This window comes from Campylobacter sp. US33a (assembly GCF_004378855.1).
Taxonomy (GTDB): Bacteria; Campylobacterota; Campylobacteria; order Campylobacterales; family Campylobacteraceae; genus Campylobacter_D.
The window spans coordinates 1-26,126 of the sequence record NZ_RYYL01000013.1 but is presented as its reverse complement, the minus strand read 5'-3'; the positions used below and the strand labels follow the sequence as shown (position 1 = coordinate 26,126).

Annotated in this window: 33 protein-coding genes; 8 read left to right on the top strand and 25 right to left on the bottom strand. The window is 27.4% G+C overall.

Features of this window, described 5'->3' with window-relative positions:
• Positions 1-11: 11 nt before the first annotated feature.
• The 18 genes from ELQ16_RS08770 to ELQ16_RS08685 form a co-directional block, all read right to left on the bottom strand.
• On the bottom strand, positions 12-647 hold the full coding sequence (locus ELQ16_RS08770) for a hypothetical protein (protein WP_134239166.1): 636 nt from the start codon (positions 645-647) through the stop codon (positions 12-14).
• Positions 644-1,576 carry a hypothetical protein gene (locus ELQ16_RS08765; RefSeq protein ID WP_134239165.1) on the bottom strand — a complete coding sequence of 311 codons (933 nt, stop codon included), beginning with the start codon at positions 1,574-1,576 and terminating at the stop codon, positions 644-646. Before ELQ16_RS08765 ends, ELQ16_RS08770 begins: the two co-directional genes overlap by 4 nt.
• A complete protein-coding gene (locus ELQ16_RS08760) occupies positions 1,569-1,826 on the bottom strand; it encodes a hypothetical protein (RefSeq protein WP_134239164.1) in 258 nt (85 codons plus the stop codon). The genes ELQ16_RS08765 and ELQ16_RS08760 overlap by 8 nt, the downstream gene beginning before the upstream one ends.
• A 9-nt stretch (positions 1,827-1,835) precedes the next feature.
• Entirely contained in the window at positions 1,836-2,642 is an 807-nt protein-coding gene (locus tag ELQ16_RS08755) for a hypothetical protein (protein WP_134239163.1), read from the bottom strand.
• A gap of 9 nt (positions 2,643-2,651) precedes the next feature.
• Positions 2,652-3,281, bottom strand: coding sequence for a hypothetical protein (locus tag ELQ16_RS08750; RefSeq protein ID WP_134239162.1), 630 nt, complete (start codon positions 3,279-3,281; stop codon positions 2,652-2,654).
• Positions 3,282-3,294: 13 nt separating this feature from the next.
• Complete coding sequence (locus ELQ16_RS08745; protein ID WP_134239161.1) at positions 3,295-3,777, bottom strand: hypothetical protein; 483 nt, start codon at positions 3,775-3,777, stop codon at positions 3,295-3,297.
• The gene (locus ELQ16_RS08740) at positions 3,731-4,465 is read right to left on the bottom strand and encodes a hypothetical protein (RefSeq protein WP_134239160.1); all 735 of its coding nucleotides are present in this window, start codon (positions 4,463-4,465) and stop codon (positions 3,731-3,733) included. The genes ELQ16_RS08745 and ELQ16_RS08740 overlap by 47 nt, the downstream gene beginning before the upstream one ends.
• Positions 4,462-5,001, bottom strand: a complete 540-nt coding sequence (locus ELQ16_RS08735; RefSeq protein ID WP_134239159.1) for a hypothetical protein — start codon at positions 4,999-5,001, stop codon at positions 4,462-4,464. The genes ELQ16_RS08740 and ELQ16_RS08735 overlap by 4 nt, the downstream gene beginning before the upstream one ends.
• A complete protein-coding gene (locus ELQ16_RS08730; RefSeq protein WP_134239158.1) occupies positions 4,998-5,732 on the bottom strand; it encodes a hypothetical protein in 735 nt (244 codons plus the stop codon). Before ELQ16_RS08730 ends, ELQ16_RS08735 begins: the two co-directional genes overlap by 4 nt.
• Positions 5,733-5,744: 12 nt before the next feature.
• Positions 5,745-6,611 (bottom strand): ATP-binding protein, encoded by an 867-nt coding sequence (locus tag ELQ16_RS08725; RefSeq protein ID WP_166739679.1) that lies wholly within the window; start codon positions 6,609-6,611, stop codon positions 5,745-5,747.
• Positions 6,612-7,252: 641 nt separating this feature from the next.
• Positions 7,253-9,208, bottom strand: coding sequence for a hypothetical protein (locus ELQ16_RS08720; RefSeq protein WP_134239156.1), 1,956 nt, complete (start codon positions 9,206-9,208; stop codon positions 7,253-7,255).
• Between the two features lie 13 nt (positions 9,209-9,221).
• Entirely contained in the window at positions 9,222-10,001 is a 780-nt protein-coding gene (locus ELQ16_RS08715) for a hypothetical protein (RefSeq protein ID WP_134239155.1), read from the bottom strand.
• Positions 9,998-10,300 carry a hypothetical protein gene (locus ELQ16_RS08710; RefSeq protein ID WP_134239154.1) on the bottom strand — a complete coding sequence of 101 codons (303 nt, stop codon included), beginning with the start codon at positions 10,298-10,300 and terminating at the stop codon, positions 9,998-10,000. Before ELQ16_RS08710 ends, ELQ16_RS08715 begins: the two co-directional genes overlap by 4 nt.
• 112 nt (positions 10,301-10,412) lie before the next feature.
• Positions 10,413-10,622: a hypothetical protein gene (locus ELQ16_RS08705; protein WP_134239153.1), complete on the bottom strand. Its 210-nt coding sequence runs from the start codon at positions 10,620-10,622 to the stop codon at positions 10,413-10,415.
• A gap of 68 nt (positions 10,623-10,690) precedes the next feature.
• Positions 10,691-11,062 (bottom strand): hypothetical protein, encoded by a 372-nt coding sequence (locus ELQ16_RS08700; protein ID WP_134239152.1) that lies wholly within the window; start codon positions 11,060-11,062, stop codon positions 10,691-10,693.
• A 169-nt stretch (positions 11,063-11,231) separates the two neighbouring features.
• Entirely contained in the window at positions 11,232-12,584 is a 1,353-nt protein-coding gene (locus tag ELQ16_RS08695) for a BspA family leucine-rich repeat surface protein (RefSeq protein ID WP_134239151.1), read from the bottom strand.
• Between the two features lie 10 nt (positions 12,585-12,594).
• On the bottom strand, positions 12,595-13,536 hold the full coding sequence (locus ELQ16_RS10340; RefSeq protein ID WP_243832621.1) for a BspA family leucine-rich repeat surface protein: 942 nt from the start codon (positions 13,534-13,536) through the stop codon (positions 12,595-12,597).
• A gap of 32 nt (positions 13,537-13,568) precedes the next feature.
• Positions 13,569-13,793, bottom strand: a complete 225-nt coding sequence (locus ELQ16_RS08685) for a hypothetical protein (RefSeq protein ID WP_134239150.1) — start codon at positions 13,791-13,793, stop codon at positions 13,569-13,571.
• A 439-nt stretch (positions 13,794-14,232) separates the two neighbouring features.
• On the opposite strand from ELQ16_RS08685, the gene ELQ16_RS08680 reads away from it, so the two are divergent.
• The 8 genes from ELQ16_RS08680 to ELQ16_RS08645 all read left to right on the top strand — a co-directional run bounded on the left by ELQ16_RS08680 (position 14,233) and on the right by ELQ16_RS08645 (position 17,876).
• A complete protein-coding gene (locus ELQ16_RS08680; protein WP_134239149.1) occupies positions 14,233-14,655 on the top strand; it encodes a YopX family protein in 423 nt (140 codons plus the stop codon).
• The gene (locus tag ELQ16_RS08675) at positions 14,652-15,002 is read left to right on the top strand and encodes a hypothetical protein (RefSeq protein ID WP_134239148.1); all 351 of its coding nucleotides are present in this window, start codon (positions 14,652-14,654) and stop codon (positions 15,000-15,002) included. The genes ELQ16_RS08680 and ELQ16_RS08675 overlap by 4 nt, the downstream gene beginning before the upstream one ends.
• Before the next feature lies 1 nt (position 15,003).
• Complete coding sequence (locus ELQ16_RS08670; protein WP_134239147.1) at positions 15,004-15,204, top strand: hypothetical protein; 201 nt, start codon at positions 15,004-15,006, stop codon at positions 15,202-15,204.
• 270 nt (positions 15,205-15,474) lie between these two features.
• Positions 15,475-16,011, top strand: coding sequence for a hypothetical protein (locus ELQ16_RS08665; RefSeq protein WP_134239146.1), 537 nt, complete (start codon positions 15,475-15,477; stop codon positions 16,009-16,011).
• Position 16,012: 1 nt separating this feature from the next.
• Positions 16,013-16,597 (top strand): hypothetical protein, encoded by a 585-nt coding sequence (locus tag ELQ16_RS08660; RefSeq protein WP_134239145.1) that lies wholly within the window; start codon positions 16,013-16,015, stop codon positions 16,595-16,597.
• A gap of 11 nt (positions 16,598-16,608) precedes the next feature.
• Positions 16,609-17,112: a hypothetical protein gene (locus ELQ16_RS08655; RefSeq protein ID WP_134239144.1), complete on the top strand. Its 504-nt coding sequence runs from the start codon at positions 16,609-16,611 to the stop codon at positions 17,110-17,112.
• A 43-nt stretch (positions 17,113-17,155) separates the two neighbouring features.
• A complete protein-coding gene (locus tag ELQ16_RS08650) occupies positions 17,156-17,653 on the top strand; it encodes a hypothetical protein (RefSeq protein ID WP_134239143.1) in 498 nt (165 codons plus the stop codon).
• Complete coding sequence (locus tag ELQ16_RS08645) at positions 17,643-17,876, top strand: hypothetical protein (RefSeq protein WP_134239142.1); 234 nt, start codon at positions 17,643-17,645, stop codon at positions 17,874-17,876. Before ELQ16_RS08650 ends, ELQ16_RS08645 begins: the two co-directional genes overlap by 11 nt.
• A gap of 19 nt (positions 17,877-17,895) precedes the next feature.
• Here ELQ16_RS08645 and ELQ16_RS08640 read toward each other — a convergent pair whose 3' ends face one another.
• The 7 genes from ELQ16_RS08640 to ELQ16_RS08610 are packed head-to-tail and all read right to left on the bottom strand — an operon-like array spanning position 17,896 to position 26,036.
• Positions 17,896-19,758, bottom strand: coding sequence for a type IV secretory system conjugative DNA transfer family protein (locus tag ELQ16_RS08640; protein WP_134239141.1), 1,863 nt, complete (start codon positions 19,756-19,758; stop codon positions 17,896-17,898).
• A 10-nt stretch (positions 19,759-19,768) separates the two neighbouring features.
• Entirely contained in the window at positions 19,769-20,323 is a 555-nt protein-coding gene (locus ELQ16_RS08635) for a BspA family leucine-rich repeat surface protein (RefSeq protein ID WP_208335092.1), read from the bottom strand.
• A 10-nt stretch (positions 20,324-20,333) separates the two neighbouring features.
• Positions 20,334-21,713 (bottom strand): BspA family leucine-rich repeat surface protein, encoded by a 1,380-nt coding sequence (locus tag ELQ16_RS08630; protein ID WP_208335091.1) that lies wholly within the window; start codon positions 21,711-21,713, stop codon positions 20,334-20,336.
• On the bottom strand, positions 21,710-22,561 hold the full coding sequence (locus ELQ16_RS08625) for a hypothetical protein (RefSeq protein ID WP_134239140.1): 852 nt from the start codon (positions 22,559-22,561) through the stop codon (positions 21,710-21,712). The genes ELQ16_RS08630 and ELQ16_RS08625 overlap by 4 nt, the downstream gene beginning before the upstream one ends.
• An 11-nt stretch (positions 22,562-22,572) precedes the next feature.
• A complete protein-coding gene (locus ELQ16_RS08620) occupies positions 22,573-23,304 on the bottom strand; it encodes a BspA family leucine-rich repeat surface protein (RefSeq protein WP_134239139.1) in 732 nt (243 codons plus the stop codon).
• Between the two features lie 10 nt (positions 23,305-23,314).
• Positions 23,315-24,877 (bottom strand): BspA family leucine-rich repeat surface protein, encoded by a 1,563-nt coding sequence (locus tag ELQ16_RS08615; RefSeq protein ID WP_208335090.1) that lies wholly within the window; start codon positions 24,875-24,877, stop codon positions 23,315-23,317.
• Position 24,878: 1 nt separating this feature from the next.
• Positions 24,879-26,036, bottom strand: coding sequence for a hypothetical protein (locus tag ELQ16_RS08610; RefSeq protein WP_134239138.1), 1,158 nt, complete (start codon positions 26,034-26,036; stop codon positions 24,879-24,881).
• Positions 26,037-26,126: the final 90 nt, after the last annotated feature.

The following is a 26,126-nucleotide window of genomic DNA, read 5'->3' as shown; positions in this document are numbered from 1 at the left end:
AGATTTTCCTTTTAATTACATATTTTGTATGATTTGCAAAAATCCCTTTTTTCTTGTGGAGTAAAAAATAAAACATTATAAACACTACCTTCATCAGAGAAAACAACATTTGCTTTCTTTAATACATCAAGATTTTTAGCTGTTTTTGTAATGCTTAAAGTAGTTGTCTTAACATCTTCTTCGACATTTTGTGGCATATCATTAGTATTTGAATCTCTATCGCTTAAATAAACACTATTTCTTTCTTCAACACTTAATTCCAAAGATGGACTCTCTAATCCATCTTTAAGAGGTAGGGTTGAAAATTTTGTAAATAATTCATCAATATTAATAGGTCTTTCTATTTTTGAAGGCAAGATTCTTAATTTAAAAGTCCCATCTTCACTTCTTTCTTGCCATACTTCTGGATAAGTTAAATATCGAGTTGTCACAAGATATTTTCCAACTTCATACGCTGTAAGTTGATCTTTATATTTTTCTAATACATTTTTAGCTTCCTCAAAAGCTCTCTTTACGCCTTGTTCGAACCCTTTGTTATAACCGCTTTCAAAACCTCTTTGATAGAAAAAATCTTCTGTGCTAACTCCAAATAAATTGGTATTTAAAATAGCTATAGTGAATAAATTAATTAACGCTATTTTTTTCATTTTACATACACTCCTTGTTTATTTACTTTCAAATCTATCCATATCTTGCTGTCTTTGCTAACATAATAAAGATAAGGCAAGTCTTTCCTAAATATATCAGCTGTATTTTTGACAACTGAAGCAGTTACATTAATTGCTCCTTTGACTAAATAGTCTAAAGGATCTGGCTCTTCCGTATTTGTCATAACAACAGCCTGTGGATAGCTGTTCCCAGCACCATCTCCAACATTAATATAGCTGATATCTTGTTTTGTTTTGGATTTCTCGAGAGCTTGCAAATATTCATTTGAAGCTGTTTTAAATTCATCAGAGCCAACACTTAAAGCACCCCAACCAATTTGTGCAATTTTTCTATCATTCACAAAAGTCGCTATATTGTAAGAAGTCTTATTCTCGTTTGTTACAACAGAACTTTTAACATCAAATCTCACGCCATTTTTTTCAATATAAACAGGATCAACCACTAAGCTTGCCTTTTCATTGACAGTTACTAAGTTAGAGAACATAGTAATTGCACCAACATTAGTTTGACAATCAAGCCTTAAAGAGCCAGGTTGTTTGCCTACGCTAATATCCTCTGTAATGTAACAATAACCTTTAACCACCGCTAAATCAGTGGCATTATTATCAACATTGCTTGCATTATTTTCTTGCGGAACATAAGCAACAACCATTTTTTCTTGCTTGCCAACAGACTCTATGCCTCTTGGATTACTATTACTGAAATAATTAACCCAGTTATAAACCGTTTCGTTGTAGTATTTAGGCTTTTCTTTATTTAATAAATTACTGCCACTTAAATTATTCTCTTGAATGACTTGTTTTCCGTAAGATGAACCCAAAACTATATTATTTGCTTCTCTTCCGCTATTTGTTGCACCATACATCAAACCAAAAACAAGAAGCATTAATAAGATTTTTTTATTCATAATGCCCTCTTTCCAAACCTATGCTCCATATACTTTTTATGGCATTTTTAGCATCTGATTTAAAAAATTTTTTGACATAATCATCATAATCAACAATGTATTTTTGAGGAACATCTGTTGTTGGCTTATAATCAATGCTTTGCTTTGGAAAAGAATATTTTTTCGGATCAGGAATAGGATTAGTTTGAACTTTTCCAGAGCAAGCACTTAAAAAAATCAGCGAAAAAACACCTATTAAAATCTTTTTCATTTAAACTTCCTATTTACTAATCAAAACATCACGATCTGAAAAATACACATTTTTATTTGCAACTTTGTAAAATTTTTCACCTTGTTTTGTTACGATAGGTTTTTCACTTTCAAGCGCAAAATTGCCGTTAGAAATCAAACTCTTTTCTTTATAGTTTTTAGAATCCTTATTGTCTCCTTTAACACTATAAAACATTGCTTTTTGGTTTTTTAGTCTAAAAAATTTCTTTTCTTTTTTTATTAGCTCATTTTCAAATTTAACTTGTTGAGTTTTCTTTGGTTTCTCCTCTTTCTTTGGTTTTTGCTCAATGGCTTTTGGTTGAACCTCTATAACTTCAACCTTAATTAAATAACCATCTTTTGCGACTTTATCAATAATATGCGTATAAAAATCACCCCAAAGTTTTGGATATGTAACTAATATTTCATTGCCTTTATTTTTATTGATAACGGCATTGATTTTAAACTTATCTTTTAAAGTTTGCAAAGCATCCTTAGCATCAGCTTCTCTTTCAAATTCTCCAAAAAACAACTTATCTTTTGTAATATGAGTGTCAAAGCCTTCTTTTGCGGTTATATTTTGAAGAAATATGACATCATTGTAAGGCATTTTGGTTATGTTGTAAGTAATAAAATATTCCTTTTGAATCTCAACTTTTTTTGGAGCATAGCCATCGTTTTTCCGTTGAAATTCCAAAGCCTTTAAACCTGCTTCAAAACCTTTTTTAAATATTTCTTCATTTGCCTTAAGTTCGTATTGAATAACATTAGCATTAGCAAATACACAAGCAATTATAAGTGTAAATATTTTTTTCATTTATTTCCTTTATATAAATCTCAAATTATAGGCATAGCCATTTTCTTCATCTATAAAACGAATAAAATTTTCATTAATCTCTTCAATAATCCACCAACCTTTGAAAACATCTCCTGATTTATATGTCCTTCCATCAAAGGAAAAATAATCATTTAAAGGATTAAAAATCAAAGTTTCCTTTTTGGCTTTTAGATAAACAATCATATCCTCTGGCTTAATTTCCAGCTTAGAACCATCTATATTTATGCCATCATTTTTACTTAACTCCTCAATCATTTGTTTTTGGGAATTATTAAGTGAAACATTCTCATCATCAAATTGTGGCTTTTTTAATTCCACTTCTTGTGATTTATTTGCTTCAAGCATATCTTTTTTTATTTTGTCCATATTAAATTCCAACTTAGGCGGAGGAGGAGGAGCAACATTGGTGGTGTTCATTTCTTGCTGTTGGGCTATGTTTTTTGACATAGTTTCTATATCTTTTTCTTTATTTGATTTTCCCAAAACAAGAAGTAATGAAAGAAAAAGTATTAGTATAAATACACCGCCAGCTATTAATATTTTTTTGTTTTTAAACAAAGATGGTTTTTTATCTTTGTTGTCTAAATTTTTCTTTTTGATTTGATTAAACATTGCCATTATTTTTTCCTTATTAGTCAATTAATGTAAAATGATTTTTTTTAAATTTTGTATTAGAAACATCCAATTCCTTCATATCCTCTTTGATATTTTTCTTTTTGAAAAATAGTGGTTTTTTGCTTTTTTCTTCCAAAACAGATAAGTGTTCTGATATTAAATCTATGCACGATTTGAAATATGCAATATTATTGTCAAAAGAACTTTCAAGTTTTTTTATATCAGATTTTATACTTTCCATTTGGGATTTTAAGTCATTCTCTGAAAAACCATCTTTAATACGGTAACCATTATTTTTTTGATCAAATTCACATATTTGTTTTAAATCATTTTCATTCTCTAACATAGTAAGAAAGATATCAGCATTTTCTTTTTTTATTTTCAACAAAAGTCCAGCTAATGCTCCTATATGTTTTTGAAATTCAACAAATTCCCTACCCTTTAAAAAAGAATCATTTGTATATGACATTGTTGTCCACCCTATAATTTTTATTTTCAATAGAAATATTTCCATACTGATTGTCTTCAACGATACGATAGTCAATCCCATCTATTTTTATATAGTTGTATTTTTTGTCAGGCAACTTCCCATTTTGCATACGATAAGCTTGAATCACATATAATGGATCTCTTTTTTCTATATTTTTATAAGTAATCACTTGATTCAACTTTTCTCCATCTCTAACACTGTATCTCTCGGCTAGAATATTAAGTATTTGATTTTTTTCATCAAGTTTGTAAACTATTGCCAAATTTGCAATATCAAAATTGCTTTTTGGTCTTAACATCAACATATTGTTTTCATATTTTAAAATAGCCATTTCCACAGAGCTATCCACATAACTTATAACAGCACCTTCTGGCAACAAAATAGAATGTGTAAAATACGGATGTAATTGAATGGTATCCATAGAAGAAATAGGTCGTATGACTGGCTTATAGTTTATTTCTTTTTGTGAAAATTGATATAAAGCATCTTTAAGCTCTTTATCTCTCGACTGAATATTTCTAATATCATTAACATCCATATTTAAATAAAATTCATTTGTTTTTAAATCATTTAAATCTTTATTTTGATTCTGCTCAATAGCTTTTGGTTGAATGAAATTCTGCGGAGCTAATGGATTATTTGCTTCGGCACAAAATAAATATGATGTTACACAAATTGCAAGCAAAATTTTTCTCATTGTTTTTCCTTGTTTAATATTTTTTCATTACTTAAATTTCCTATAACAAAAGACGAGACAATTTTTTTATTTTCAATAAGCCAAAAGGCTTGATTTTTCAAGTCTAAAAACAACATAAAAAATCCAAAAATAAAAATAAAATATTTAATAGCATAAGAGACGATATTTAGATTATTCATATAAATACTAACTGCTGAACAAATAAGAATTACTGTGACCATAAACATACTTCTGATTTTTTCATTATCAATTAGTGTTATTGGAAGCATAAAAATTAAAGCAAAAATATAAGAAAGAATTTTTGATGTGTATAAACCAAAATCATACTTATTGAAAAATATTGCAACTAATATAAAAAATGGAAAATATTTTAAGCAAATAAATTGCCATTTTTTAATCCTTTGAATTTTATAGCTTTTAATTAACCCATCTGAACCAACAAAACTAATTTGCATATCTTTAAAATTAATATCACAATCTACGCTCTTGCGATTTGCCCAAAAAAAGAAGGGAAATTTCATAAATCTAATTTTCATTTAAAGCCTTTTTCTTTTAAATAAAAAATCCTAGAAACTTTTTCATAGTTATTTAAAAATTCCAAACACTTATCTTTATTATCAAAATCAATTAATTCAGAAGCTTCTTCAAGAGTTATTCTGTTTTCAAAAAATAAAAAAACTATACTAAACGCAAACTTTTTTCCATAAGACATAATTTTTTCTATGCTAGAATCAGAACTCATTACGAAAAAATTAGTAATTTTTTTACAATATTCCTTTTTTTCAAAAATATAATCTGATGTCGTAATTAAATTATTTAAAAATTTCATTGCAGATACATAATTCTCGCCAATGTTATTGTTGTTTTCAAATGGGTTTATAAAAATAGTTTTTTTTAATGTAATTAAAATAGAACCCATTATAATTAAATAATTAAAAACTTCTTTTACTCCATCAAACCTTCTTGATATTTGTGTTTCAAAATAATTTGTCAAAACTCTTTTTTTATTAATAACAACTAAATTTGCATTTTCGGTAGCTGTGGTATATATAGCCCATTTTGCATCATCTTCTACAAAAAGAAAATTCGTATTTTCAGAAACATCAAAAATTTGCTTTAATATTTTTTTTATAAAATAATTTACACTTGCCAAATCATTAATTTCTTCAATTTTGTAATTACGGAAAAACAAATTATTTTCAATATAAAAATTAATTTTTTTCAAATTTTTATTTTCTATACAATCAATTAATTTTAAAAAATACATTTATGCCTTTCTCTATATTTCAACAAAAAGATCTTTTTGAGCAACCATACCACTTACAGATGAAAAAGCTGTTTTTGAGATTGGAAAAATATCCTTTATGCAACGCTTTATGTCTTGCTTGGCATCAAATTTTTCTTTTTTAGATATTAAAAAAAAGCTGATTCTGTCACAGAAGCTCTCAATTTCGGCTGCAGTATAAGGAAACCTTCCATCCAATGAAGTTCTACTATATTCACATATAATATCACTCATTAAATCTTTCAAATCTTGCTCTTCCTGAAAGATGGCTTCGAGCTTCTTTTTTTTGATATAAATTCGAAATATCTCTTCAGCAAATTCTTCAGTTGGCAAATGAATAAAAAATAATTCATTCCATCTACCTCGTCTTAAAAACTCTGGATTTTCAGAGAGAATATTTCCGAGATTATTAGCTGTTGCAAAAAATATGGCATCAAAATTAAATTCAGAAGCTTCAGTGTGCATATCATTTAAAACAGTCAACAATCTTCCTAATATTTGCTTTTCTCCTGAAGATGCAGATGAATTTCCAATCATCTTTTCAATCTCATCAATTAAAATGATGTATTTTGAGGTTGGATAAAGTTTTTGCATCTTTGTTAGAAAGAAAAATATTGAATTGAGTTTTGCAATTGGTTTATCGGATTCTATAATTTCAGAAAGATTAAGTTGTATAATAGGTCTATTAAGTTCACCAGCAAAACATTTTGGGAAAAAAGTTTTTCCAGTTCCAGGAACACCCACTAAAAATATTCCTTTGCATTTATATCCACATTTTTCAGCTTCTATTACATTTTTAGCATATTCTTTTAATGCAAAAGCACCGCCAACATCTGATAGTTTATAAGGGGAATTAATCACAGAAATTCCTAAACGCCTTTGCAAAGCCTCACTAATTTCAATATTGGCATTGAACTGCTGTGTGCTTAAAAAACCTTTTTTTAATGGTAATTCTTTGATAATAAAAATGCTTTCTAATTTTTTTGAAGGATATTCTGTGCTGAGCACAACGAAATGTTTATCTGGATAATTTGATCGTTGTGAAATTTTCTGATATATTTCATTTTCTTGGGGAAAAATTAGTAACTCTTGATTCTGTATATCTAAGGAGAATTTTTTTACTGTATCTTTATAATAATCAATATCTTCGGATATTAACCATATGTCATATTCTAAATTTTGGAGATTGGGATAATCAACCCCCCCCCCCCCCGATAATCACAGGAAGTTCTTCGGTATTACTCATACTACAATCCTCATTCTATAAGATACTTTTCATAGTTTAAAAAATAAAGGAAAATGATAGCTATTTTAAGCTTAAATTTTTTTTAAATAAAAACTATTGTTAACCTTATATTAATTAATAAATCTATTACAAATACCTAAATATAACCATTTTAAATAATAATTACACAGATTACTTTTCTTAACAAATAAAAAAATATACCGAAAAAATAATATAAAATATAACTTAAATTATATTATTTTTCAGAACTCAACTTTCATTTTAATTTATGTCCCAATATATCTACTGGACTTTTCAATTCATCATCTTTGGTGTTTGCAACAATTTTTTGCATAAGATAATTTGTTTCTTTTATTTGATTCTCCAAATTTGCAATCTTATCTCTTAAAAATTTTTCTTGCATCTCCAATTCTTTAACCCTAACACCTTCTTCTTTTAAATTTTTAACTTTATTCTTTAATAGTTGATTCTCATCTTTTAAATGAACTAATTCTGTAATATTAGCAAGCTTATCACCCTCTAAAGAAAGTTTTTCTTCCAAGATTCTTTCATACTTGCTTTCAAGTTCTTTTGATTTCATTTCGTTTTTCTGAACCTTATCTTCCATTGCTTTCATCATAGCAATACTTGCTTTTTTATCACCCTCTAAAGAAAGTTTTTCTTCCAAGATTCTTTCATACTTGCTTTCAAGTTCTTTAATACGCTCATCTTTTCTTACAACCTGATCCTCATAAGGAGTTAATCTATCAATAATCTTAGATTGCTCATCAATGATATCATTGGCTTCATTTATTTTGCTATTAAAATCAGTCTCTAGACTTTTAATATTTTCTTCTAGCTCTTGTTTCATTTTATAAATTATTTCATTATAATGTTCCTTAAGCAAATTCATTTCGTTACTTTTCTTAGTAAGAGCAGATTGAAGATTGGTAATATTTTCTTCTTTTTTCACAAGATCAAGAGAAAATTTCTCAATCTCTTTTTCTAACTCAGTATTTTTTACACTTAAATCGGTAATTTTAATGTCTTTGTTGGCAACATTTACAATATCTTTTGTAAGCAACAATGATGCAAACATTACAGTTTCATCTTGTCTATATTGCTCTTTTATCCTATTTAAAGCTTCTAAAATAGGTAAACCAGCTTCAATATGAGATTTTAAAGTTTGATAAGCGTTTTTTCCTTGTTCTTTGGCTCTTTCTAAAAGAATATTCTTTTTTTCTATCTCCTTTTTACAATAATCATCAAAAAGACCCATAACATACTCATCACCTATGTTCAAAGGCTGTGGATTAATTTTAATTTCATTAACCAATTCTTTGCTCATTCTAATTTGCGTTTGAGCTTTTTGAATTTGTTCCATATTTGAATCAGGCGATAAAGAAATCCTATTTAAATTGTCTTGTTGTTTAATTTCTTCTCTTGCTTGTTGTTTAATTTCTTCAACTTTTTGAAGTGCCTCTCTTTCTTGTTTTGTTTTTAAAGATTCAGCGATCACTTCTTCTGCTGTATATGTTGCATCATACTCGTTATATCCAACAGTCATTCTAACATTAAATTTAATTCCAGATAAATCGGATTCTTGCATCATTGTTGCCATTTTTAAAATAAAATCACTTGAAATATAGTTATTGTCTTTAGCGCTCTGAAAATTATTTAAAAGAGTAATCCTATCTCTTGCAGTTGCAATAGATAATTTTGCAATTGAGTCATCATCATTATCTTTTGTTTCTGCTATGCCTCTACGAGAAATAGTTAAAAACATTTTATCTTCACAAATTTCTTTAAATTCTATAAAACTTTTACTTTTTACACTAAGAAAAATATCTTTAATTTTGTTCTTAATTTCTTCATTGTCAAACCCAGAAATATCAAACAATAAAACTTGAAATTCTTTTTGCTCGAAATCTCTTAAAAATCTAGGTTTAAAAAGCGAAGCAAGCTTAAAATCAAATTTCTCAATTTTACCTTGTTGTCCCATCTTGATTAAATTTGCAAAAATTTTATTAGAAAAGTCCAGCAGTTCTTCAACATTATTAATTGTAGTTTCTGATGGCAAAATCTGATTGTCTAATAAATATTTTGTAAAACTATCTTCATCACCAGTCCAATACTCAGATAAAAGTCCAATCACAGGAAGTTTTGAAGATGTATTCATATGTAAAGTATTAGCATCAAAATGATGTTGCTTTACTTCGATTGTGTTTTCCATAATTTTTTCCTTTTTATCGTAATTTATTTCTAAAATTTTCTATTTTTTGTTTTAAATCTCGCTTTAAACTAACTGTTGATTTTTTATAATAATCATAATCTTTACGAACTTTTCCAATCCTAGTGTTTTCAATTAAACTTTTAGATAAACCTACTTTTGTGTTAAGAAGTTCATAAAATTTTTTTCTCTCTATTTCTATTTGCTCATAAAATGAAACTCCATCGTTCTCTATTAATTTAATTTGCCTCTCTTGTTTTTCAAAGCTCAATTGTTCTGATAAAGATATTGTTCTTGCTTTAGAATTTTCTTCATAATAAGGAATAAAATTTTTCTTACTCATAGCGCTCTCTAAAGATATTTCATATCCAAGTTCGACCACAGTTTGAGCTATTATAGTCTCAGCCTCTTCTGCTTTAATTCCAACAAATTGTAAATGCGGAGAATTAATTTCTCTATCTTGTAAATGTATCTCTAAAACTCCAAAAATATTTTTTTCATCTAATTTTTTGGCAAGAATATTTCTTAACTCATTAATCTTATCGATTTCCACAATTAAATTTCTACACCATACATTAGCAGTTTTAACCTCTCCATATCGTTTAAGTAAAGCTAAAAGTTGTTCTCTAGCTTCTTTTGCGCCTGTATAAGTTTCGTTATTTTTGCGTTTTGCTACAACATTATTAATAAGAGACTGAAAATAATTGATATTTTCTACACTATCTAAAATCAAAACACAATCTTCAGCCTCTCTTAAAAAGCTTCTTGAATTAGAACTTCTAGCTTGCTGTATCATTGCGCCAACTGGAGTTTCTTATTGAGCTCAAAAATAAAATATTCCTTTTTTAGAACAATTTCTTTTTGCGCTTTATTAAATTTCTTTAAAATATCATTTTCTTTTTTTAATAACTCAACACTTTTTTCTATGCTAGGAATATTGTCATTTCCAATTGCTTGAGTTTGAGAATTAATCGAGTGCGTGACATTTGAAGTAAATTGATTAAAACCATTGGCAATTTGCCCTGCACACAAACACCCAAAAACATCCACTGAAATTAACATTAACAATCCAATTGACATTGGTATTTTTTTCATTTTCTCTCCTTTAAAGCACTAATCACTTTTTCTGTAAGTTCTTTTTGTTCTTCTTTGTATTTTTTCATTAAGCAATCTACTTCATCTAAAAAATTATAATAATCTGTTTTTTTCATTTTAAATTTCCTTGTTTTAAGAAAATTTCCACATCTAAAAATGCTTTTTCAAGTAAACTCATTTCACTAAAATAATTTGGTTTTTTGGGGCTTTTTTTAAAAAGATTAAAAGCCTTTTGAATATCTTGTTTGCTTATAATATAAGCAAGTCCGCATTTTGTTCTTTCTTTTGTTAATTCTATATCATTTGCCTTTACGAATCTCACAAAACTTGCCCTTCTATCATTAAAAGGTATTATAGAACTCAAGATAAATATTTTACTGTTAATCATTTTTACAAGTCCAGTGGGACTTCCACTCCAAATCCAACTATACCAACAAGCTTTCCATCTTTTTCATAAAGTTTAAAATTATCTTTAAAATTGATTTTTTTAAAATCAAAATAACATAGCTTCACAGAGTCTATATCAATGTCCTTTTCTTTGGCTAAATAACTGATATTTTTACTAGGTGCAACCCTAACGATAGCATCTTCTGGTTTTACTTGAGCCGCCAAATCTGCTCTCATATTATCAATTACGAGCTTTTGAATAATCTTAGGATTGGAACAAATTTCATCATCTTCTATATCTGTTGTTGCTCCACAACCAACTAAAAAACTACTTAGCAAAACAGAGCCTATCGCTAATTTAAAGTTCACTTTCATTTATTATCCTTTTAAAAAATTGTAATACATAATTATACCACAATTTTTAGTAATTATTGCATAAAAATACATAAAAATATGTAAAAAATAGTTAAAAATATGTAATTTTTACTAAAATATAGTAATTATTACATAAAAATATGTAAAAAATAGTTAAAAATATGTAATATCACTTTAAACTTATATGCATAGCTTCTTTTTTATCATTGCTCACATTTACGGAGTTATATAATAGCTCATAAATTTCTGAAATAAAAACCTTTGTTTTACTTTCTATATCATTTACAATACCAACATCTAAAGATTGTTTGTGTTGATTATAGAATTCACTGATACTATTTAAATTTAAATTATCGGATTTTAAATTTTGAAGCGCTTCAAAGAATAAACTTTTAGAGTCACTGGAATTATCTACTGTATTATCATTCCTATCATTTTTATTTTCTTTATTAAAAAATAAAAGCGGAACAAAATCCATTTTTATAACACAATTATCAAATGCTCCTTCACTATCACTAACCCTACTCATATCCCAGCCACTAATATCTTGGTTGAAGCTCTTAGCATTATCAAACATATGATACATATCTTTTACATTACTTGTGTTCCATTTGTTTAATGGTTGATTGAAATTTATGGCATTTTCAAACATACTACGCATATTTTCAACATTATCCACTTTAAAATCATTTAAAGACTGATTAAACTCAATACAACCCTTAAACATCTCACTCATATCTTTAACATTGAATACATCCCAAGAACCAATGTCTTGATTGAAGGATATTGCGTTTAAGAACATTGCACGCATATTCTCAGCATTACTTGTGTTCCAAGAACCTATGTCTTGGTTGAAGCTAATAGCATTTTCGAACATATGTGCCATACTCTCAACTTTACTCACATCCCAACCTGAAATATCTTGATTGAAAAATTTACATCCCAAGAACATAAATGCCATACTTTCAACTTTACTCACATCCCAACTCTCAATGCCACTAAAGTCTTTACGAGTGGAGTTTTTAAACAAAAAACTCATATCGGTGATATTGCTTGTGTCAATATCGCCTAGATTGATATTTGGATCATCAACAAGTTTTTTTAAATTTTCTAAATCTATAGGTATATATTTTCTTTCAAAATTTTTTGCTTTATTACGAAAGTCTATCGAACATTCTTCGAACATCCAAGCCGTAAATTTATTTTCAACATCCCAACTACTTATGTTCTGATTGAAAGATATAGCATTATCAAACATCCTATTCATATACTTTACATTCGTTATATTCCATTGTGAGATGTCTTGATTAAAGAAAGATGCAAAAGAAAACATATGAGACATATCTTCAACATTACTGGTATCCCAACTCTCAATGCCACTAAAGTCTTTACGAGTGGAATCCAAAAACAATCCTGACATATCAGTAATGTTGCTAGTATCAATATCACCTAGATTGATACTTTCATCTTTAACTAATGCTTTTAATTCTTCTTTAGTTTGTGGTGTATATCTTTCAATCATATTTATGTCCTTATAATCTTTGTTTTCTAACAAAATTTTGATCTTTTTGATCTTGTAATTCTTTAGGTTTGTTTGAATTGTCTATAGGACAATTTTCAAACATTCCAGTCATATCCTCAACATTGGATACATCCCAACCTGAAATATCTTGGTTGAAGGATGTAGCTCCATCAAACATTGCACTCATATCTTTAACATTGCTTGTATCCCAACTCTCAATGCCACTAAAGTCTTTACGAGTGGAATCCAAAAACAATCCTGACATATCAGTGATAAGACTAGTATCTATGTCCTTAAGATTAATATCTTCATTTGTAATTAACGCTAATAATTCTTCTTTGGTTTGTGGTGTATATTTAGGCATAATAATTTGATTTAACACTTCATCAAATCTGCTAAAATCAAAATCTAATTGCAACGGTTCTACCTTATAAAACTTAACGAAATTATTAATAATTTCCTTTATCAAATCATTTTGCTTATTGAAGTTCTCAGTATATCTATATTCCATATATTTTTCTATTGGAAGGATAGCCTTTCTAGAGGTATATATATCTACAATAGGGCTAATAGGGTTAATAAAACTTGTCTTTCTAATAAACTTTTCATCAATATAAACATTATTGGCAAAAAATAATGAATTATTTTCATCAACTTCAGCCATAATGCACGCAAATATCTTGTCATTTTTTCTATAGAACACAGCATCTGCCGTCCCTTCATAATCAACTTTACTTAATGGGCTTGCGTATTTAATGAAACTTTCTTCTATAAAATATTTATACTGGGGATATTTCTCCCAGAATTTATCCTCTGCCAAAGATTTAATTCCAAACAAAATATTGTAACCTTCTTGCCCATATACAGAAAAAAAGCTATTTCCTTTAATATTTTTATTAAAATTTTCATCAATATTAATATTAATAATATTAGTAACTGTCCTGCAACCCATTTTTTCTCCTTATTGTTTTGATTTATTCTTGCTTAAAATTTTGTTCCGAGACTCTGCTTTTGTAAAACTTTAGTTTCGTTTATTTCTATTTCCTTTAAGATTTCTTCTAAATCATAGAAATTATCAGTATTTCTAAGAGCAAATTTGGAATATTCATTAAGCTTGTTTCCATTTATAATGTAATATTCAAGATCTTGCAAAAGTTGATCTGCATCACTACAAAGAAAACTCACTTGATATTTTCCATTAACATTCATTTGAACATCATTGATAGCAAAATCACCATTAGCTACACCTAGCTCCTGAGTTAATATCTCAGGAATGCTAACTGTATATAGATTATTAATTTCACCTATTGTGCTATAGGAACCATTTTCAAAATTTCAGTATTTTTGATCATTCCATATCCTTATAATATTTCCCATAATTAAATCATAAATCAAAATTCAAAATCTTAGAAATAGCTGAAGCTCTGTAAATTTACAGTGTTTATTTTCTTAATTTGTAGAGTGTTTGAACCACAAAAATATGTATTTTTAACTATTTTTTGCATATTTTTATGTAATAATTACTATATTTTAGTAAAAATTACATATTTTTAACTATTTTTTACATATTTTTATGTATTTTTATGTAATAATTACTAAAAATTGTGATATAATTATGTATAAATTAAAAACTTTTAAAGGATAAACAATGAAATTACAAGATTTTGATTTTAGGATTTGGGATAAAACTAAAGAAGAGTTTTTAAAGAAAGAGCCGACTTTAATTAAATTAGATAACGAAAGAGTGATTGCTGGGCGAATTTCAAGATTTTACGCAAATACTGCTGATATCTCAGATATGTTTATAGGAAATAGCAATGATTTAGAAATCGAGCTATGGACTGGACTTTATGATAAAAATGGTAAAAAAGTATATGAAAATGATATTGTTAGAGTTAAAAGTCCATACGATTTCTTTTTAGCAAAAATTAGCACTCATAAAGAAGGGACTTTTTATCTTGAGAGTAAAAGTGGAGATTACATAGGTTCTTTAATTTATTTAGTTGAAGATGAAGGATATACCATTGAAATTATCGGCAATATTTACGAAAACGAGGGACTATTAAAATGATCTACCTTTACGATAATATTAAAATCCAAAAGTATAAAGGACTTAAATACTTTATTGAAAAAGTTAAAGAGTTTCATTGTGGATATATTATTTTAGATAAAGAACTATTTAATTCTTTAGGATTAAATTATTGCAAAAATCATACTAGTGATGAAAGTGGAAATATTACATACATATTTAATCCGGATAAACTCGGTTTAAAAGGATTAAAACATAATGAAACATTCTTTGGGTTTGATTTAAATCATATATATTCTTACAATAGAGACTATGACAAAGCTGAAACTATAGCTAAAGAGTGGATTAATTGGATAGTTAAGAAATTGGAAAATAAAAGAAGGAATTAAAATGGAAAACAAAGAAATTAATCTAACTTTATCTTACAATGAAATGGTTATTGTTAAAGAAGTCTTTCAGAATTTTGTAAGAACAAATCAAAATATAAATTTTGAGCTTGGAAGAATGAAAGAAGTCGAAAGTTACTTAGAAATTTTGAAAAAAATTGAAAATGGCTTAAATCAAGAGTTAAAGATACGAGTTGAGGATTAAAATATGGTTTCGCAAAATTTATTTTATGATTTTTTAATGAATGGTATTGCTAGTTTGCCATTTTGGATCTCCGCATTTTTAATTGGAATTATTGTGTCTTTATTATTCATTGTTGGTGATAATACTAAAAAGATATTTGTAAGCAGAATTTGTGCTTTATCAATGCTTGGTGTTTTTATTTTTTACTTCACAAGTATATATTATACATTTAAATTAAAAAGAAGCTAAAAAAACAAAAAGAGTTTGAAAATTCTAACACAGGAGAATCAAATGAAACTATTGAGTTTAATTAAAGAAAAAATAATGTTTTCAAGAGTTGTTTATGTTGGCACTATAGCTTTCTTATCTTTTTATACTTTTTGGGTTGCAATAATTGGTATTTATTTTTATACATACTTCAATGGACAAGAACTAAATGAACAAGAAATACCTACATTACAATTTTTATCATTTCTTTCTTTTTTTGTGTCTATTTTTATATTTGGCAATTTAGAAACAACAGAGGAAAGAGATTATGATGATTTTATCAAAAGCTTTAATCATTCTTTGCAAAATGAATTAGCAGATGAGCTTTCAAAACTTCAAGAAGATTTTAAAATTGATATTCTTCATTATAAAATTTTTGCATTAAAATTTTGTCAATACAATTATCATCAAGGAAAAATAAAAGAAAATTTATTGAATAAAACTAAAAAATATTATATTGATTTTTTTAGAAAACAATTAGTAAAAAAGTTAAAGGAAGAAAGCCAAAAACTTGATTGTAAATCAAATCAAGAAATGATTTTAAAGAAGTTAGGAGTATAAAATGAAGCTGTTAAGTTTAATCAAAGAAAGAATTATGTTTTCAAAAAGATTATATTGGTTGTTAGAAACTAATAAAATTGCAATTTATGGAACAATTGCTGTGGTATTTTTAAATGCATATTTTTTTCAAAAATATTCTATTAACAGAGAAATGTCTTTAGAATTGTTTATAATTACAATGACTCTCTTTTTTGTTTTTTGTCTTTTTATTTTATTGGTATCAAAAAGTCCTAATTATGACAAATCTTATTTATCTTGCGAAAAAGAAACTATTGAATTTATAAATATTTTTAATAATTCTATTAAAGAAAGACTTGATAAAAAGTTTCCAAATATTAGAATAAGTGTTTTTGAAGTAAATGCTTTTGAAAATAAAAAGATGACTTTTGCATTAGTTCAATGTGAAAAATATTATAGAAAAGGCAAAATTGATAAAAATTTATTTAAAAAAACAAAAGATTTTTATGTAGAGTATTTTTCTAAGTTATTTAGTAAATATGAAAAGAGTTTGAGAGAGTATAGAACAAATCAATCAAATTTACAAAACAGTCAAATGAAAATTTCAAATATTTTGAAAGCAAAGTAAAAGGAGAAAGAATGAAAAAGATTATAATAGTAGCATATGCGATATGTTTTTTATCGGGATTGTGGTTTTTATTTAGTGCTATTAAAGAGCATTTTAGCATTTTATCTTTTATTCTTGGAATTGCACTTATTTATTTTGGTGTTATTAATATAAAAAGAATATCAAGCAAAATCTATAAAAATAAAACGGAGTTTGAAACTCTACTTAATACAACAAATGATATTTTTGCATTGTTTGGTTCTGTAATGCTTTTAGTATTTATCATCTTTTTTACATTTCAAAATGAAATAAATATTAAATTCTTTTCAGATCAAGGACTTGTAATCAATGATGATAAAAAAATATCTATTTATTTTAAATCTAAAGAAGTTAAAACTCTTGATAGCTCTAAATATGAGGATATATCAACAATGTATAGCGATGATTATGTTAATGTTATTTTCAAAAATAAAGATGATAACAGTATCTTAATTCTAAGATGCGATGAAGGTGGTTGTAAAGAGGAGAAAAAATGAGAGAGAATGTATTAATAAAAAAACTTTTAAAAGGAGAAATAAAATGACAATAGAGAATTTAAATTGGTTTAGTTTAGGAATTTGTCTTGTTCTTATTGTTTTGACTTTAAAAAATTATATAGAAAGCAAAATAGAAAACAAAATGTATTCTAAAAAATTGGAGCATTATAAAAAGCAAGAAAAAAACAAGCACTTTGATATAGATCCGAATTTAATAGATACTACTTCAAAAACTTTTTTTAGTGATGAAGTTAAAAATCTATTTTGCAGAAGAGAAAAAACAATTAAAGCAATTACAGATGATTTAAAATGCTTTTCATTAAATGATGAAAATTATTTACAACTTAGAGAAGCATTAGACAAAAGAAGTCTTAGTGAAAAAAATGTAGGTGATTTGCAGGCAATTTTAAGATATGCAAATGCACTTTACAGCTACACGAGAGAATTTTCAAATATCAATGAAGAATTAGAGACTCTTATTAAAAAAAATAATTCAACATTTATTTATTACTTGGAAATAGGCAATAAAAATGCAAAATAGTATTTTACAAAAAGAAAAAAAGAGATTTTATTACTCTATTATAGCCTTGATTATCGACATTATTTTAATGATTACCATTTTTGCTTTACACGGCAAAGAAACATATTCAAGTATGGTTTTTTTAGGAATTTTAGCCATTATCTTTATTATAAGTATATTTGATAGCTTAAAAGGAATTCGTTTTATGGAAAAACAAATTGAAAAGATAGGAAACGGTGTCTGAACACCGTTCTATAATAAAATTAAGCACTTTTTTTGTCGAATTTAAAAACATTATTTAAAATAGGATTTTCTAGCAAATGCGTTACTTCTGTAAAAAACTCTGACTTAGAGACATATTCAGTAATTGGAAGTGGACTCTCATCATAAGTTGTTTTCTTTCCTTTGCTAAGCAATGAACTTTCAGCTCTTGCCACTGCTCTATGTAATTTTCCATTAGCAATAACCATCATTTCGCCATTACTCATATTCATAGCTTCTTGAGGTTTTATGGCATCCTCTTCTTTTAACCCATAGCTATCTTCAGCATTTCCAGCAGTAGTAGCACCTTCTCTTCTTTGACTATAGTTTCTTTCCAATATCTTGACTTTAGGAACCATCTTAGAATAAAATTCACTAGTTTCAGGATGCAATGTTTTCATTATAATATGAACTCCAGTAACATCTATCATTTGTCTTCTTTCATAATCATTTTTAGCAACAACATCTATTTGCGAAGGTGATTGAAAAAATGGCATCATTGCCATCCCTAAAGAACGAGATTTGGATTCGAAAAGAGCAAAACCTTCATTTACAAAAGAACCAAATTCGTCCAAAACTGTCAAAAATGGTATCACGGGTTCATCTGCATCTTTAACCTTCTTTCCAGCTACAGCTTGGATTAATGAAAGAATAATTCTTCCAAGTTGTTTTGGAGTTTCAACAGAATCCATTGAAGGCAAAGTAATAAAAATAAATTTATTTCTTTGACTTGCCTCCCAAAGCGAAATATCAGGATTTGGAACATTAAAAACTCTACCATAATCACTTCCTAAAGTCATTAAAGGTTTACTCCAAAAACCAACCCCTACATTGATTGAATATACGCCAGGAGAACCATCTCCTTTTGCTATTTCTTCATCTATTTTTTTAATTATTTTTTCATCATTTGGATCAGCTGATAAAAATTCATTGTAATCAAACCCAAATGATTTTGAAGCCCATAAACAAAAATCTTCAATACCGATATCAAACTTTGGATTTTTTCTATCAGCTAAATGTTTATATTCTAAAGCTAAATTACTCAATGTTTTTGCATTTAAAATCTTTTGTATATAAGAAAAATTTAATACAAAATCTTTTTCATTGTCTCTTTTATAAACACAGAGTTTTAATACAACAAGCATCATTTCTTTTGCTTTTGACTTCCAAGTATCTTCTTCTCCAGTTAATAATGGCAATAAAATTTCAAACAAAGCATTAGCATTACCACTAGTTAGCGGATTAATGGTATGAGTATGTGCCATATCTAAGAAGTTTATGTGGAAAAAATCATCTTCTCTTCCTAAGCTAGCAAAAAGTCCATACATCTCTCTTGCAAACTCATCAGTTCCTTTGGCATCTACAGCGACTCCACCTCCACCTAGTTTAATATACTGTTCTAATAAACCTTTCATAAACACGGTTTTTCCAGCACCAACAGTAGCCATACATAGAAAGTGTCTTTTTACGGTTTCAGCATTTACCAAAAGCGGTCTTAATTGATTGTTTTTAACCCTAGCAGTTTTAACAGCATCACCATAAAATTTTTGAACTTCATTTCCCAAATTTAGCAAATATTTTTTATTGGGTTCATTTGGAATTATTGCCTCCATTGTATCAACTTTTTCAACACTCATATAAAGTCCCAAAATTAACGATATATGCAAAACAACAGAAGTCCATATAAATACCAAAATGTTCGCAGAAAGAGTGAAGCAAGCAACTATACATAAAATACTTGCTACAAATCCAGTAATATAAAACAACCAAGTGAAAAAAGTATCGCTTCTAAGAAATTCAAGCGTGTTATATCTCTCTGGAGCTATAGAGACAGTTTTTGCTGTTTCTTGACTATAATTTTTCATAATCTTTTCCTTATAATTTATATTTTTTATTTACATTTAACTCCGCAAGACTGCTATCGCTTATATTACTTAACTTTTCATTTAATATTTCCTCAGCCCTCTCAAACCAAAATTCATTCAACATTTGCTGATCTGAAAAGCTATGTAAATACTCGCTGTATAGTTCTTTAACACAATCTTTAAGAATATTGTCTTCAATATTAATATTTTCTTTTTTTTTAAATTCTAATTCTTGTTTAAATAAGGCTTGAAATACTAATTTACTTGGAAGTTTAGATAAGATTTTTTCAACTTTTTCTAAAGTCATATCATTATTAAATATTTTTTTTAAAAAAAGTGGATTATTGAAATTGTCTATAGGACAATTTTCAAACATCCCACTCATATTTTCAACCTTACTCACATCCCAACTCTCAATGCCACTAAAGTCTTTACGAGTGGAATCCAAAAACAATCCTGACATATCAGTAATGTTGCTAGTATCAATATCACCTAGATTGATACTTTCATCTTTAACTAATGCTTTTAATTCTTCTTTAGTTTGTGGTGTATATCTTTCAATCATATTTATGTCCTTATAATCTTTGTTTTCTAACAAAATTTTGATCTTTTTGATCTTGTAATTCTTTAGGTTTGTTTGAATTGTCTATAGGACAATTTTCAAACATTCCTCTCATATCTTTAACATTGCGTGTATCCCAAGAGCTTAAATCCTGATTGAAACTTTTTGCATCTTGAAACATCCCATCCATATCCTCAACACTCAAAACATCCCAAATTCCAATATTTTGATTAAAAATTTCAGCTCCAAAAAACATCCCAGCCATATTCTCCACATTACTTGTATCCCAAGAACCTATGTCTTGGTTGAAGCTAATAGCATTTTGAAACATAAAAATCATAACCTTAACACTAGATACATCCCAAGAACCTATGTCTTGGTTAAACTCAATACAACCATTAAACATCCCAGTCATATCCTCAACATTGGATACATCCCAAGAACCTATGTCTTGGTTAAAGGATTTAGCTCTATAAAACATATAAGACATATCCTTAACTTTGCTTGTATCCCAAGCGCTAATATCTTGATTGAAGGATATAGCTCCATCAAACATTGCACTCATATCTTTAACATTGCTTGTATCCCAACTCTCAATGCCACTAAAGTCTTTACGAGTGGAGTTTTTAAACAAAAAACTCATATCGGTGATATTGCTTGTGTCAATATCGCCTAGATTGATATTTGGATCATCAACAAGTTTTTTGAGTTCTGATTTGATTTTTGGTGTATGTTTATTTTCAAAATAAAATACACTTTTTAACTTTTCAATAATATTAGAGATAGAAAGATTAAAATTGGGATTAATTTTTTTTAATGTCAAAACAGAAATCAAAGCTTGCTTTTGTAGTTTGCTGTTCTCATCAAAATCAATAGCATTAATTAAGCTATTTATATTTTTATATAATAAATTGGAAAATTGTTCACTTTGATTAATTTTAGATGTATGATTACTAAGTATAGAAATAAAGTTATTAACTTCTATTTCGCTTATTATATTATTATCATATATTAGCTTGCTAAATCTGGAAAAACTTTCTTCATCGCTTTTTGAATTTCTTGTTGTAGTGAGCGTTCTATTTCTTGAGCTTGAATTAATAGAATTTGTCTTTGTATCATTAGGGCTGATAATTCCAAATCCTGATCCTTTGCTATCTCTAGCATCTGCTTCAATTCTTCCATTGAATAAGGACTCAAATCTGTATTTGTCAATATCCTCTTTGTTGTCATTTCTAAATCCATTGTTTTCTCCTTTTAAAATATTTATAATTTTATCATAATTCGCTTGTGAGTTTTCAAAAAACATTTTCATTTCAGAAATAACACTATTATATTTTTCACGCTCTTTTTGTTTTATTTGCTCTATTAAACTAATAATTTCTTCTTTACTCATAAGAAATTACCTTCTAGTTCTTTATTCTCGCGGGTAATATATTTTACATCTCTATTATAAAAAACCATATATCTATAATAAAGCGCAGAACCTCTTTTTTTGACAGAATTTAAATCAATATTATCCAAAGCTCCAACAAATTCTTCCTCTATTTCTCTTTCAGCTAATATTAATAAGTTAGAATTTGAAATATTAGTTCTTTGCGTATAATTTTCCCAAAGAAAAAGCAAGAAAAATTCAGCGTAATAATTATTATTTTTTAGAACTTCTTCATAATCAACCATTTTTTCTGCTTGTTTGATAATACCTTTAATTTTTTTAAAAACGATGTCATATAAATAATATTTTTTGAGTTCATCAGTATTTTTAACTACAGTAAATTCATTCTCGATTCTTTTTAAAGTTTTGAAAAAACTAAGCGAAATATATCTCTTATTTTCATTTTGATTTATTTCGAATATTTTAAAAAATTTTTTATCTTTGACATTTACACTAACCGATATTCTTTTTTCTTTTTCTTTTTTTCTATGTTGATAAAAATTATCAACATCTTCTGGTTTAACCTCTTCCCAGTATCTTTGCTGATCAGCAACAACTCTTAGATCTTTCATTTTTTTTCTATATCTTGTATAGAACATTGATGCTAAAAATAGTGGAATAAATAAAAGATAGTATTCAGATGAAGTTTTATCATTCTTTATTAATAAAACAGATATGCCAAAAGTCATAAATGATACCAAAAACAAAATTAAAGCATAATGTCTTAAAATATTTCTAGATAAAAACACCGAAGAAGAATATATCCATAAAACGCCACCTATAATGCAAAAAAATAACATCATTGCCATAAATATTATCCTTATAATCTTTGTTTTCTAACAAAATTTTGATCTTTTTGATCTTGTAATTCTTTAGGTTTGTTTGAATTGTCTATAGGGCAATTTTCAAACATTCCAGTCATATCCTCAACATTGGATACATCCCAACCTGAAATATCTTGATTGAAGGATGTAGTGCCATAAAACATTCCACTCATATCTTTAACCCTGCTAGTATCCCAAGAACCTATGTCTTGATTAAAGTTTATAGCACCAGAGAACATCCCACGCATATTCTCCACATTGCTAGTATCCCAACCGCCAATGTTTTGGTTGAAAGCATAAGTTCGAGCAAATAATGAATCCATATTTTCAACTTTGCTAGTATCCCAACCTGAAATATCTTGATTGAAACTTTCACATCCCCAAAACATACCTTCCATACTCTCAACATTACCTACTTTCCATTTAGATATATCTTGATCAAATAAGTGACAACCGTGAAACATAAAATCCATATTTTCAACTTTGCTAGTATCCCAACCTGAAATATCTTGATTGAAAAATTTACATAGCGAAAACATATGCTTCATATTTTTAACATTTGAAGTGTTCCACTTTTCAATCCCTGAGAAGTCAGTTTGAGTGAAATTTGTAAATAAATAACTCATATCAGTAATGTTGCTAGTATCAATATCACCTAGATTGATACTTTCATCTTTAACTAATGCTTTTAATTCTTCTTTAGTTTGTGGTGTATATCTTTCAATCATATTTATGTCCTTATAATCTTTGTTTTCTAACAAAATTTTGATCTTTTTGATCTTGTAATTCTTTAGGTTTGTTTGAATTGTCTATAGGACAATTTTCAAACATTCCAGTCATATCCTCAACATTGGATACATCCCAACCTGAAATATCTTGGTTGAAGGATGTAGTGCCATAAAACATTCCACTCATATTCTCCACATTACTTGTGTTCCAATTCGAAATATCTTGATTAAAGTTTATAGCACCAGAGAACAACCAACTCATATCTTTAACCCTACTCATATCCCAGCCACTAATATCTTGGTTGAAAGATGTGGCATCTTCAAACATTCCTCTCATATTCTCAACCTTACTCACATCCCAAGAACCAATGTCTTGATTGAAGTTCTCAGCTCCATCAAACAACTCGCTCATATCAGTAATGTTGCTAGTATCCCAAGAACCAATGTTTTGATTGAAGGATATAGCTCCATAAAACATTCCAGTCATATCCTCAACATTGGATACATCCCAACCTGAAATATCTTGGTTGAAGGATATGGCATTATGAAACATCCTATTCATAGATTTTACATTACTTGTATCCCAAGTATCTAAAGGCTGATTAAAGCTCTCTGCACCTCTAAACATTGCACTCATATCTTTGACATCAGATACATCCCAAGAGCTTATGTTCTGGTTGAAATAATATGCTTTACGAAACATCCCACTCATATTTTCAACCTTACTCACATCCCAATTCTCAATACCACTAAAATCTTTACGAGTAGAATACTGAAATAAATAACTCATATCAGTAATGTTGCTAGTATCAATATCACCTAAATAAATACTTTCATCTTCAATTAATTCTTTTAGTTCTACTCTTGTTTTTGGTGTAAAATATAGATATGGACTTAAGGCTCTTTGAATATTTTCAGGAAGAGAAGATTTAGTATAATTATCATTCAAAGTATCTATTAAATCATAGTTTACTTCTAATTCTTCATAAATTTCAGTGTAAGAATGTTTAAAATGGTTAATTGCTTTTTCAATGTAATCTAAGGCTTTATGGTAATATTCATCCTTATAATTATCATTTAATTCCACACCATTTTCTGATAAGAATCTATCAAATATATTTTCTGCTATATTTTCTTTTGCTTTAAAGTATTGATTTACTTTTTCTTCTAAAGAGCAAGATGTAGAATATGCAAATGCGCATAAAATTTTATCTTTAACAAATTCTTGCTCATCAAAAAAATCTTCCAAAGTAAGCTCTAAATGTTTTTCTAAAAATTCTAAAGAATTATTACAACCAGTCTGGAAAGCTTCATCTTTTATCCAATCTTTCATTTCTTCTCTATGATTATCAAAAAAACTTATAGTATTATCGTTATCTTCAAACAAAGAAATATCATTCAGATTGCCTCTAATATTCATATCAAGCTCTTCCATAAAGAAATTATCAGGCATTATAGCTATATCTGTTCTTTCATAATAGATATTTTCATATAATGTATGTAGTAGATTAAAATGTGGATATTCTTTAATTGAGCGCATTATTTCTTCTTTCATTGTATCTATTGTGTTCATTTTACATATTCCTTCTATGTCTATTTATCTTTTCCTCTTTAATCATTGTGTAATCCTTGATATTTATTGCTTCTTTGAAAGATTTTATTTCCTTAAAAGCTTCATATGCAAAATAATCATCAAGTTTCTTACTGTCTATTTCATAATCTTTTTCAATTTCCAATTCTTTTAATATTTCTTCTTTTATCTCATCATTTTCATTGTCTTTATAGAACAACTCTCTGAAGGTTAAAAAAAGAGTAGCATTGTAATATTCAAAATCCACTTTAATTTCACTACGAAATTCTCGAGTATTTTTATCTATACAATTTGCCAATAACATTGAATTATCATTACATCCATTACGATCTATTAATTTAATTGCATCTCGTATCTCAAGAAACTCTTTCCATTCTTTGCCTGTCATAGAATGGATATTTTCTTCTAGTGTTTTCATTTTTATCTTTTGGTTTATTATTTCATTAAAATGATCACTAGAAATTAATCCACTACTTCTAAGCTCTTCTGCAATTTCTTCATTATTGCATTCTTGTGCATTTTCAAATAATTCTTCAAAATCTTCACTTGTAAAATATTTATGTTCATCGCCATTAATCCAAGCTAATACTTCTTCATTCTCTCCATTTTCAATTTTTTCTTTGAGTTCATCTTTCTTCTCTTCTACTAATTCAAGGATACTTTTATATTCAAAATCATCAATAGATACACTATCCATTAAATTATAAGTTGAATTTTCTATATAAACCCATACCAAATCATTCTTTAAATGTGTTCCATCATTTAAAAGAGCATCTTCAATATAATCTCCACCATTTTTAAATTTAGAAACAAAAGTATCTAAATCTTCTCCAAGCCCATATGAAAAATCCTTAAGATAATCTACTATTTTTTCTGCATTATCCTCAAAAAAATTATTTGTTTCTGTATAATAAACAAAACCTCCAAATCCAGCACTCATTCCATTAGGCGATTTATATATATCCTGTAAATACCTCATAAAACCAGCAACATCATCTTTGTCTTCTAAATCAAATCCAGCTTGATTAGCAACTTCTCTAAAAAGAGGAAAATTATTTTCACAAGCTTGTATGAAACTATCTAAATCTACTTCATTTTTTTCAAAAAACTCATCAAAATCTATCTCATACAAATAAGCCATCTTTATCCTTTTTATTAATATTTCCCATAATTAAATCATAAATCAAAATTCAAAATCTTAGAAATAGCTGAAGCTCTGTAAATTTACAGT

Coding starts and splice junctions, on each gene's coding strand:
- ELQ16_RS08695 (WP_134239151.1), bottom strand. CDS start 12,584: ATGATTGAAAGATATACACCACAAACTAAAGAAGAATTAAAAGCATTA.
- ELQ16_RS08730 (WP_134239158.1), bottom strand. CDS start 5,732: ATGTATTTTTTAAAATTAATTGATTGTATAGAAAATAAAAATTTGAAA.
- ELQ16_RS08685 (WP_134239150.1), bottom strand. CDS start 13,793: ATGAATGTTAATGGAAAATATCAAGTGAGTTTTCTTTGTAGTGATGCA.
- ELQ16_RS08740 (WP_134239160.1), bottom strand. CDS start 4,465: ATGAGAAAAATTTTGCTTGCAATTTGTGTAACATCATATTTATTTTGT.
- ELQ16_RS08660 (WP_134239145.1), top strand. CDS start 16,013: ATGAAGCTGTTAAGTTTAATCAAAGAAAGAATTATGTTTTCAAAAAGA.
- ELQ16_RS08675 (WP_134239148.1), top strand. CDS start 14,652: ATGATCTACCTTTACGATAATATTAAAATCCAAAAGTATAAAGGACTT.
- ELQ16_RS08645 (WP_134239142.1), top strand. CDS start 17,643: ATGCAAAATAGTATTTTACAAAAAGAAAAAAAGAGATTTTATTACTCT.
- ELQ16_RS08625 (WP_134239140.1), bottom strand. CDS start 22,561: ATGGCAATGATGTTATTTTTTTGCATTATAGGTGGCGTTTTATGGATA.
- ELQ16_RS08615 (WP_208335090.1), bottom strand. CDS start 24,877: ATGAACACAATAGATACAATGAAAGAAGAAATAATGCGCTCAATTAAA.
- ELQ16_RS08670 (WP_134239147.1), top strand. CDS start 15,004: ATGGAAAACAAAGAAATTAATCTAACTTTATCTTACAATGAAATGGTT.
- ELQ16_RS08735 (WP_134239159.1), bottom strand. CDS start 5,001: ATGAAAATTAGATTTATGAAATTTCCCTTCTTTTTTTGGGCAAATCGC.
- ELQ16_RS08755 (WP_134239163.1), bottom strand. CDS start 2,642: ATGAAAAAAATATTTACACTTATAATTGCTTGTGTATTTGCTAATGCT.
- ELQ16_RS08765 (WP_134239165.1), bottom strand. CDS start 1,576: ATGAATAAAAAAATCTTATTAATGCTTCTTGTTTTTGGTTTGATGTAT.
- ELQ16_RS08760 (WP_134239164.1), bottom strand. CDS start 1,826: ATGAAAAAGATTTTAATAGGTGTTTTTTCGCTGATTTTTTTAAGTGCT.
- ELQ16_RS08700 (WP_134239152.1), bottom strand. CDS start 11,062: ATGAAAGTGAACTTTAAATTAGCGATAGGCTCTGTTTTGCTAAGTAGT.
- ELQ16_RS08620 (WP_134239139.1), bottom strand. CDS start 23,304: ATGATTGAAAGATATACACCACAAACTAAAGAAGAATTAAAAGCATTA.
- ELQ16_RS08710 (WP_134239154.1), bottom strand. CDS start 10,300: ATGAAAAAAATACCAATGTCAATTGGATTGTTAATGTTAATTTCAGTG.
- ELQ16_RS08640 (WP_134239141.1), bottom strand. CDS start 19,758: ATGAAAAATTATAGTCAAGAAACAGCAAAAACTGTCTCTATAGCTCCA.
- ELQ16_RS08750 (WP_134239162.1), bottom strand. CDS start 3,281: ATGGCAATGTTTAATCAAATCAAAAAGAAAAATTTAGACAACAAAGAT.
- ELQ16_RS08655 (WP_134239144.1), top strand. CDS start 16,609: ATGAAAAAGATTATAATAGTAGCATATGCGATATGTTTTTTATCGGGA.
- ELQ16_RS08635 (WP_208335092.1), bottom strand. CDS start 20,323: ATGATTGAAAGATATACACCACAAACTAAAGAAGAATTAAAAGCATTA.
- ELQ16_RS08610 (WP_134239138.1), bottom strand. CDS start 26,036: ATGGCTTATTTGTATGAGATAGATTTTGATGAGTTTTTTGAAAAAAAT.
- ELQ16_RS08650 (WP_134239143.1), top strand. CDS start 17,156: ATGACAATAGAGAATTTAAATTGGTTTAGTTTAGGAATTTGTCTTGTT.
- ELQ16_RS08665 (WP_134239146.1), top strand. CDS start 15,475: ATGAAACTATTGAGTTTAATTAAAGAAAAAATAATGTTTTCAAGAGTT.
- ELQ16_RS08720 (WP_134239156.1), bottom strand. CDS start 9,208: ATGGAAAACACAATCGAAGTAAAGCAACATCATTTTGATGCTAATACT.
- ELQ16_RS08630 (WP_208335091.1), bottom strand. CDS start 21,713: ATGAGTAAAGAAGAAATTATTAGTTTAATAGAGCAAATAAAACAAAAA.
- ELQ16_RS08715 (WP_134239155.1), bottom strand. CDS start 10,001: ATGATACAGCAAGCTAGAAGTTCTAATTCAAGAAGCTTTTTAAGAGAG.
- ELQ16_RS08680 (WP_134239149.1), top strand. CDS start 14,233: ATGAAATTACAAGATTTTGATTTTAGGATTTGGGATAAAACTAAAGAA.
- ELQ16_RS10340 (WP_243832621.1), bottom strand. CDS start 13,536: ATGGGTTGCAGGACAGTTACTAATATTATTAATATTAATATTGATGAA.
- ELQ16_RS08770 (WP_134239166.1), bottom strand. CDS start 647: ATGAAAAAAATAGCGTTAATTAATTTATTCACTATAGCTATTTTAAAT.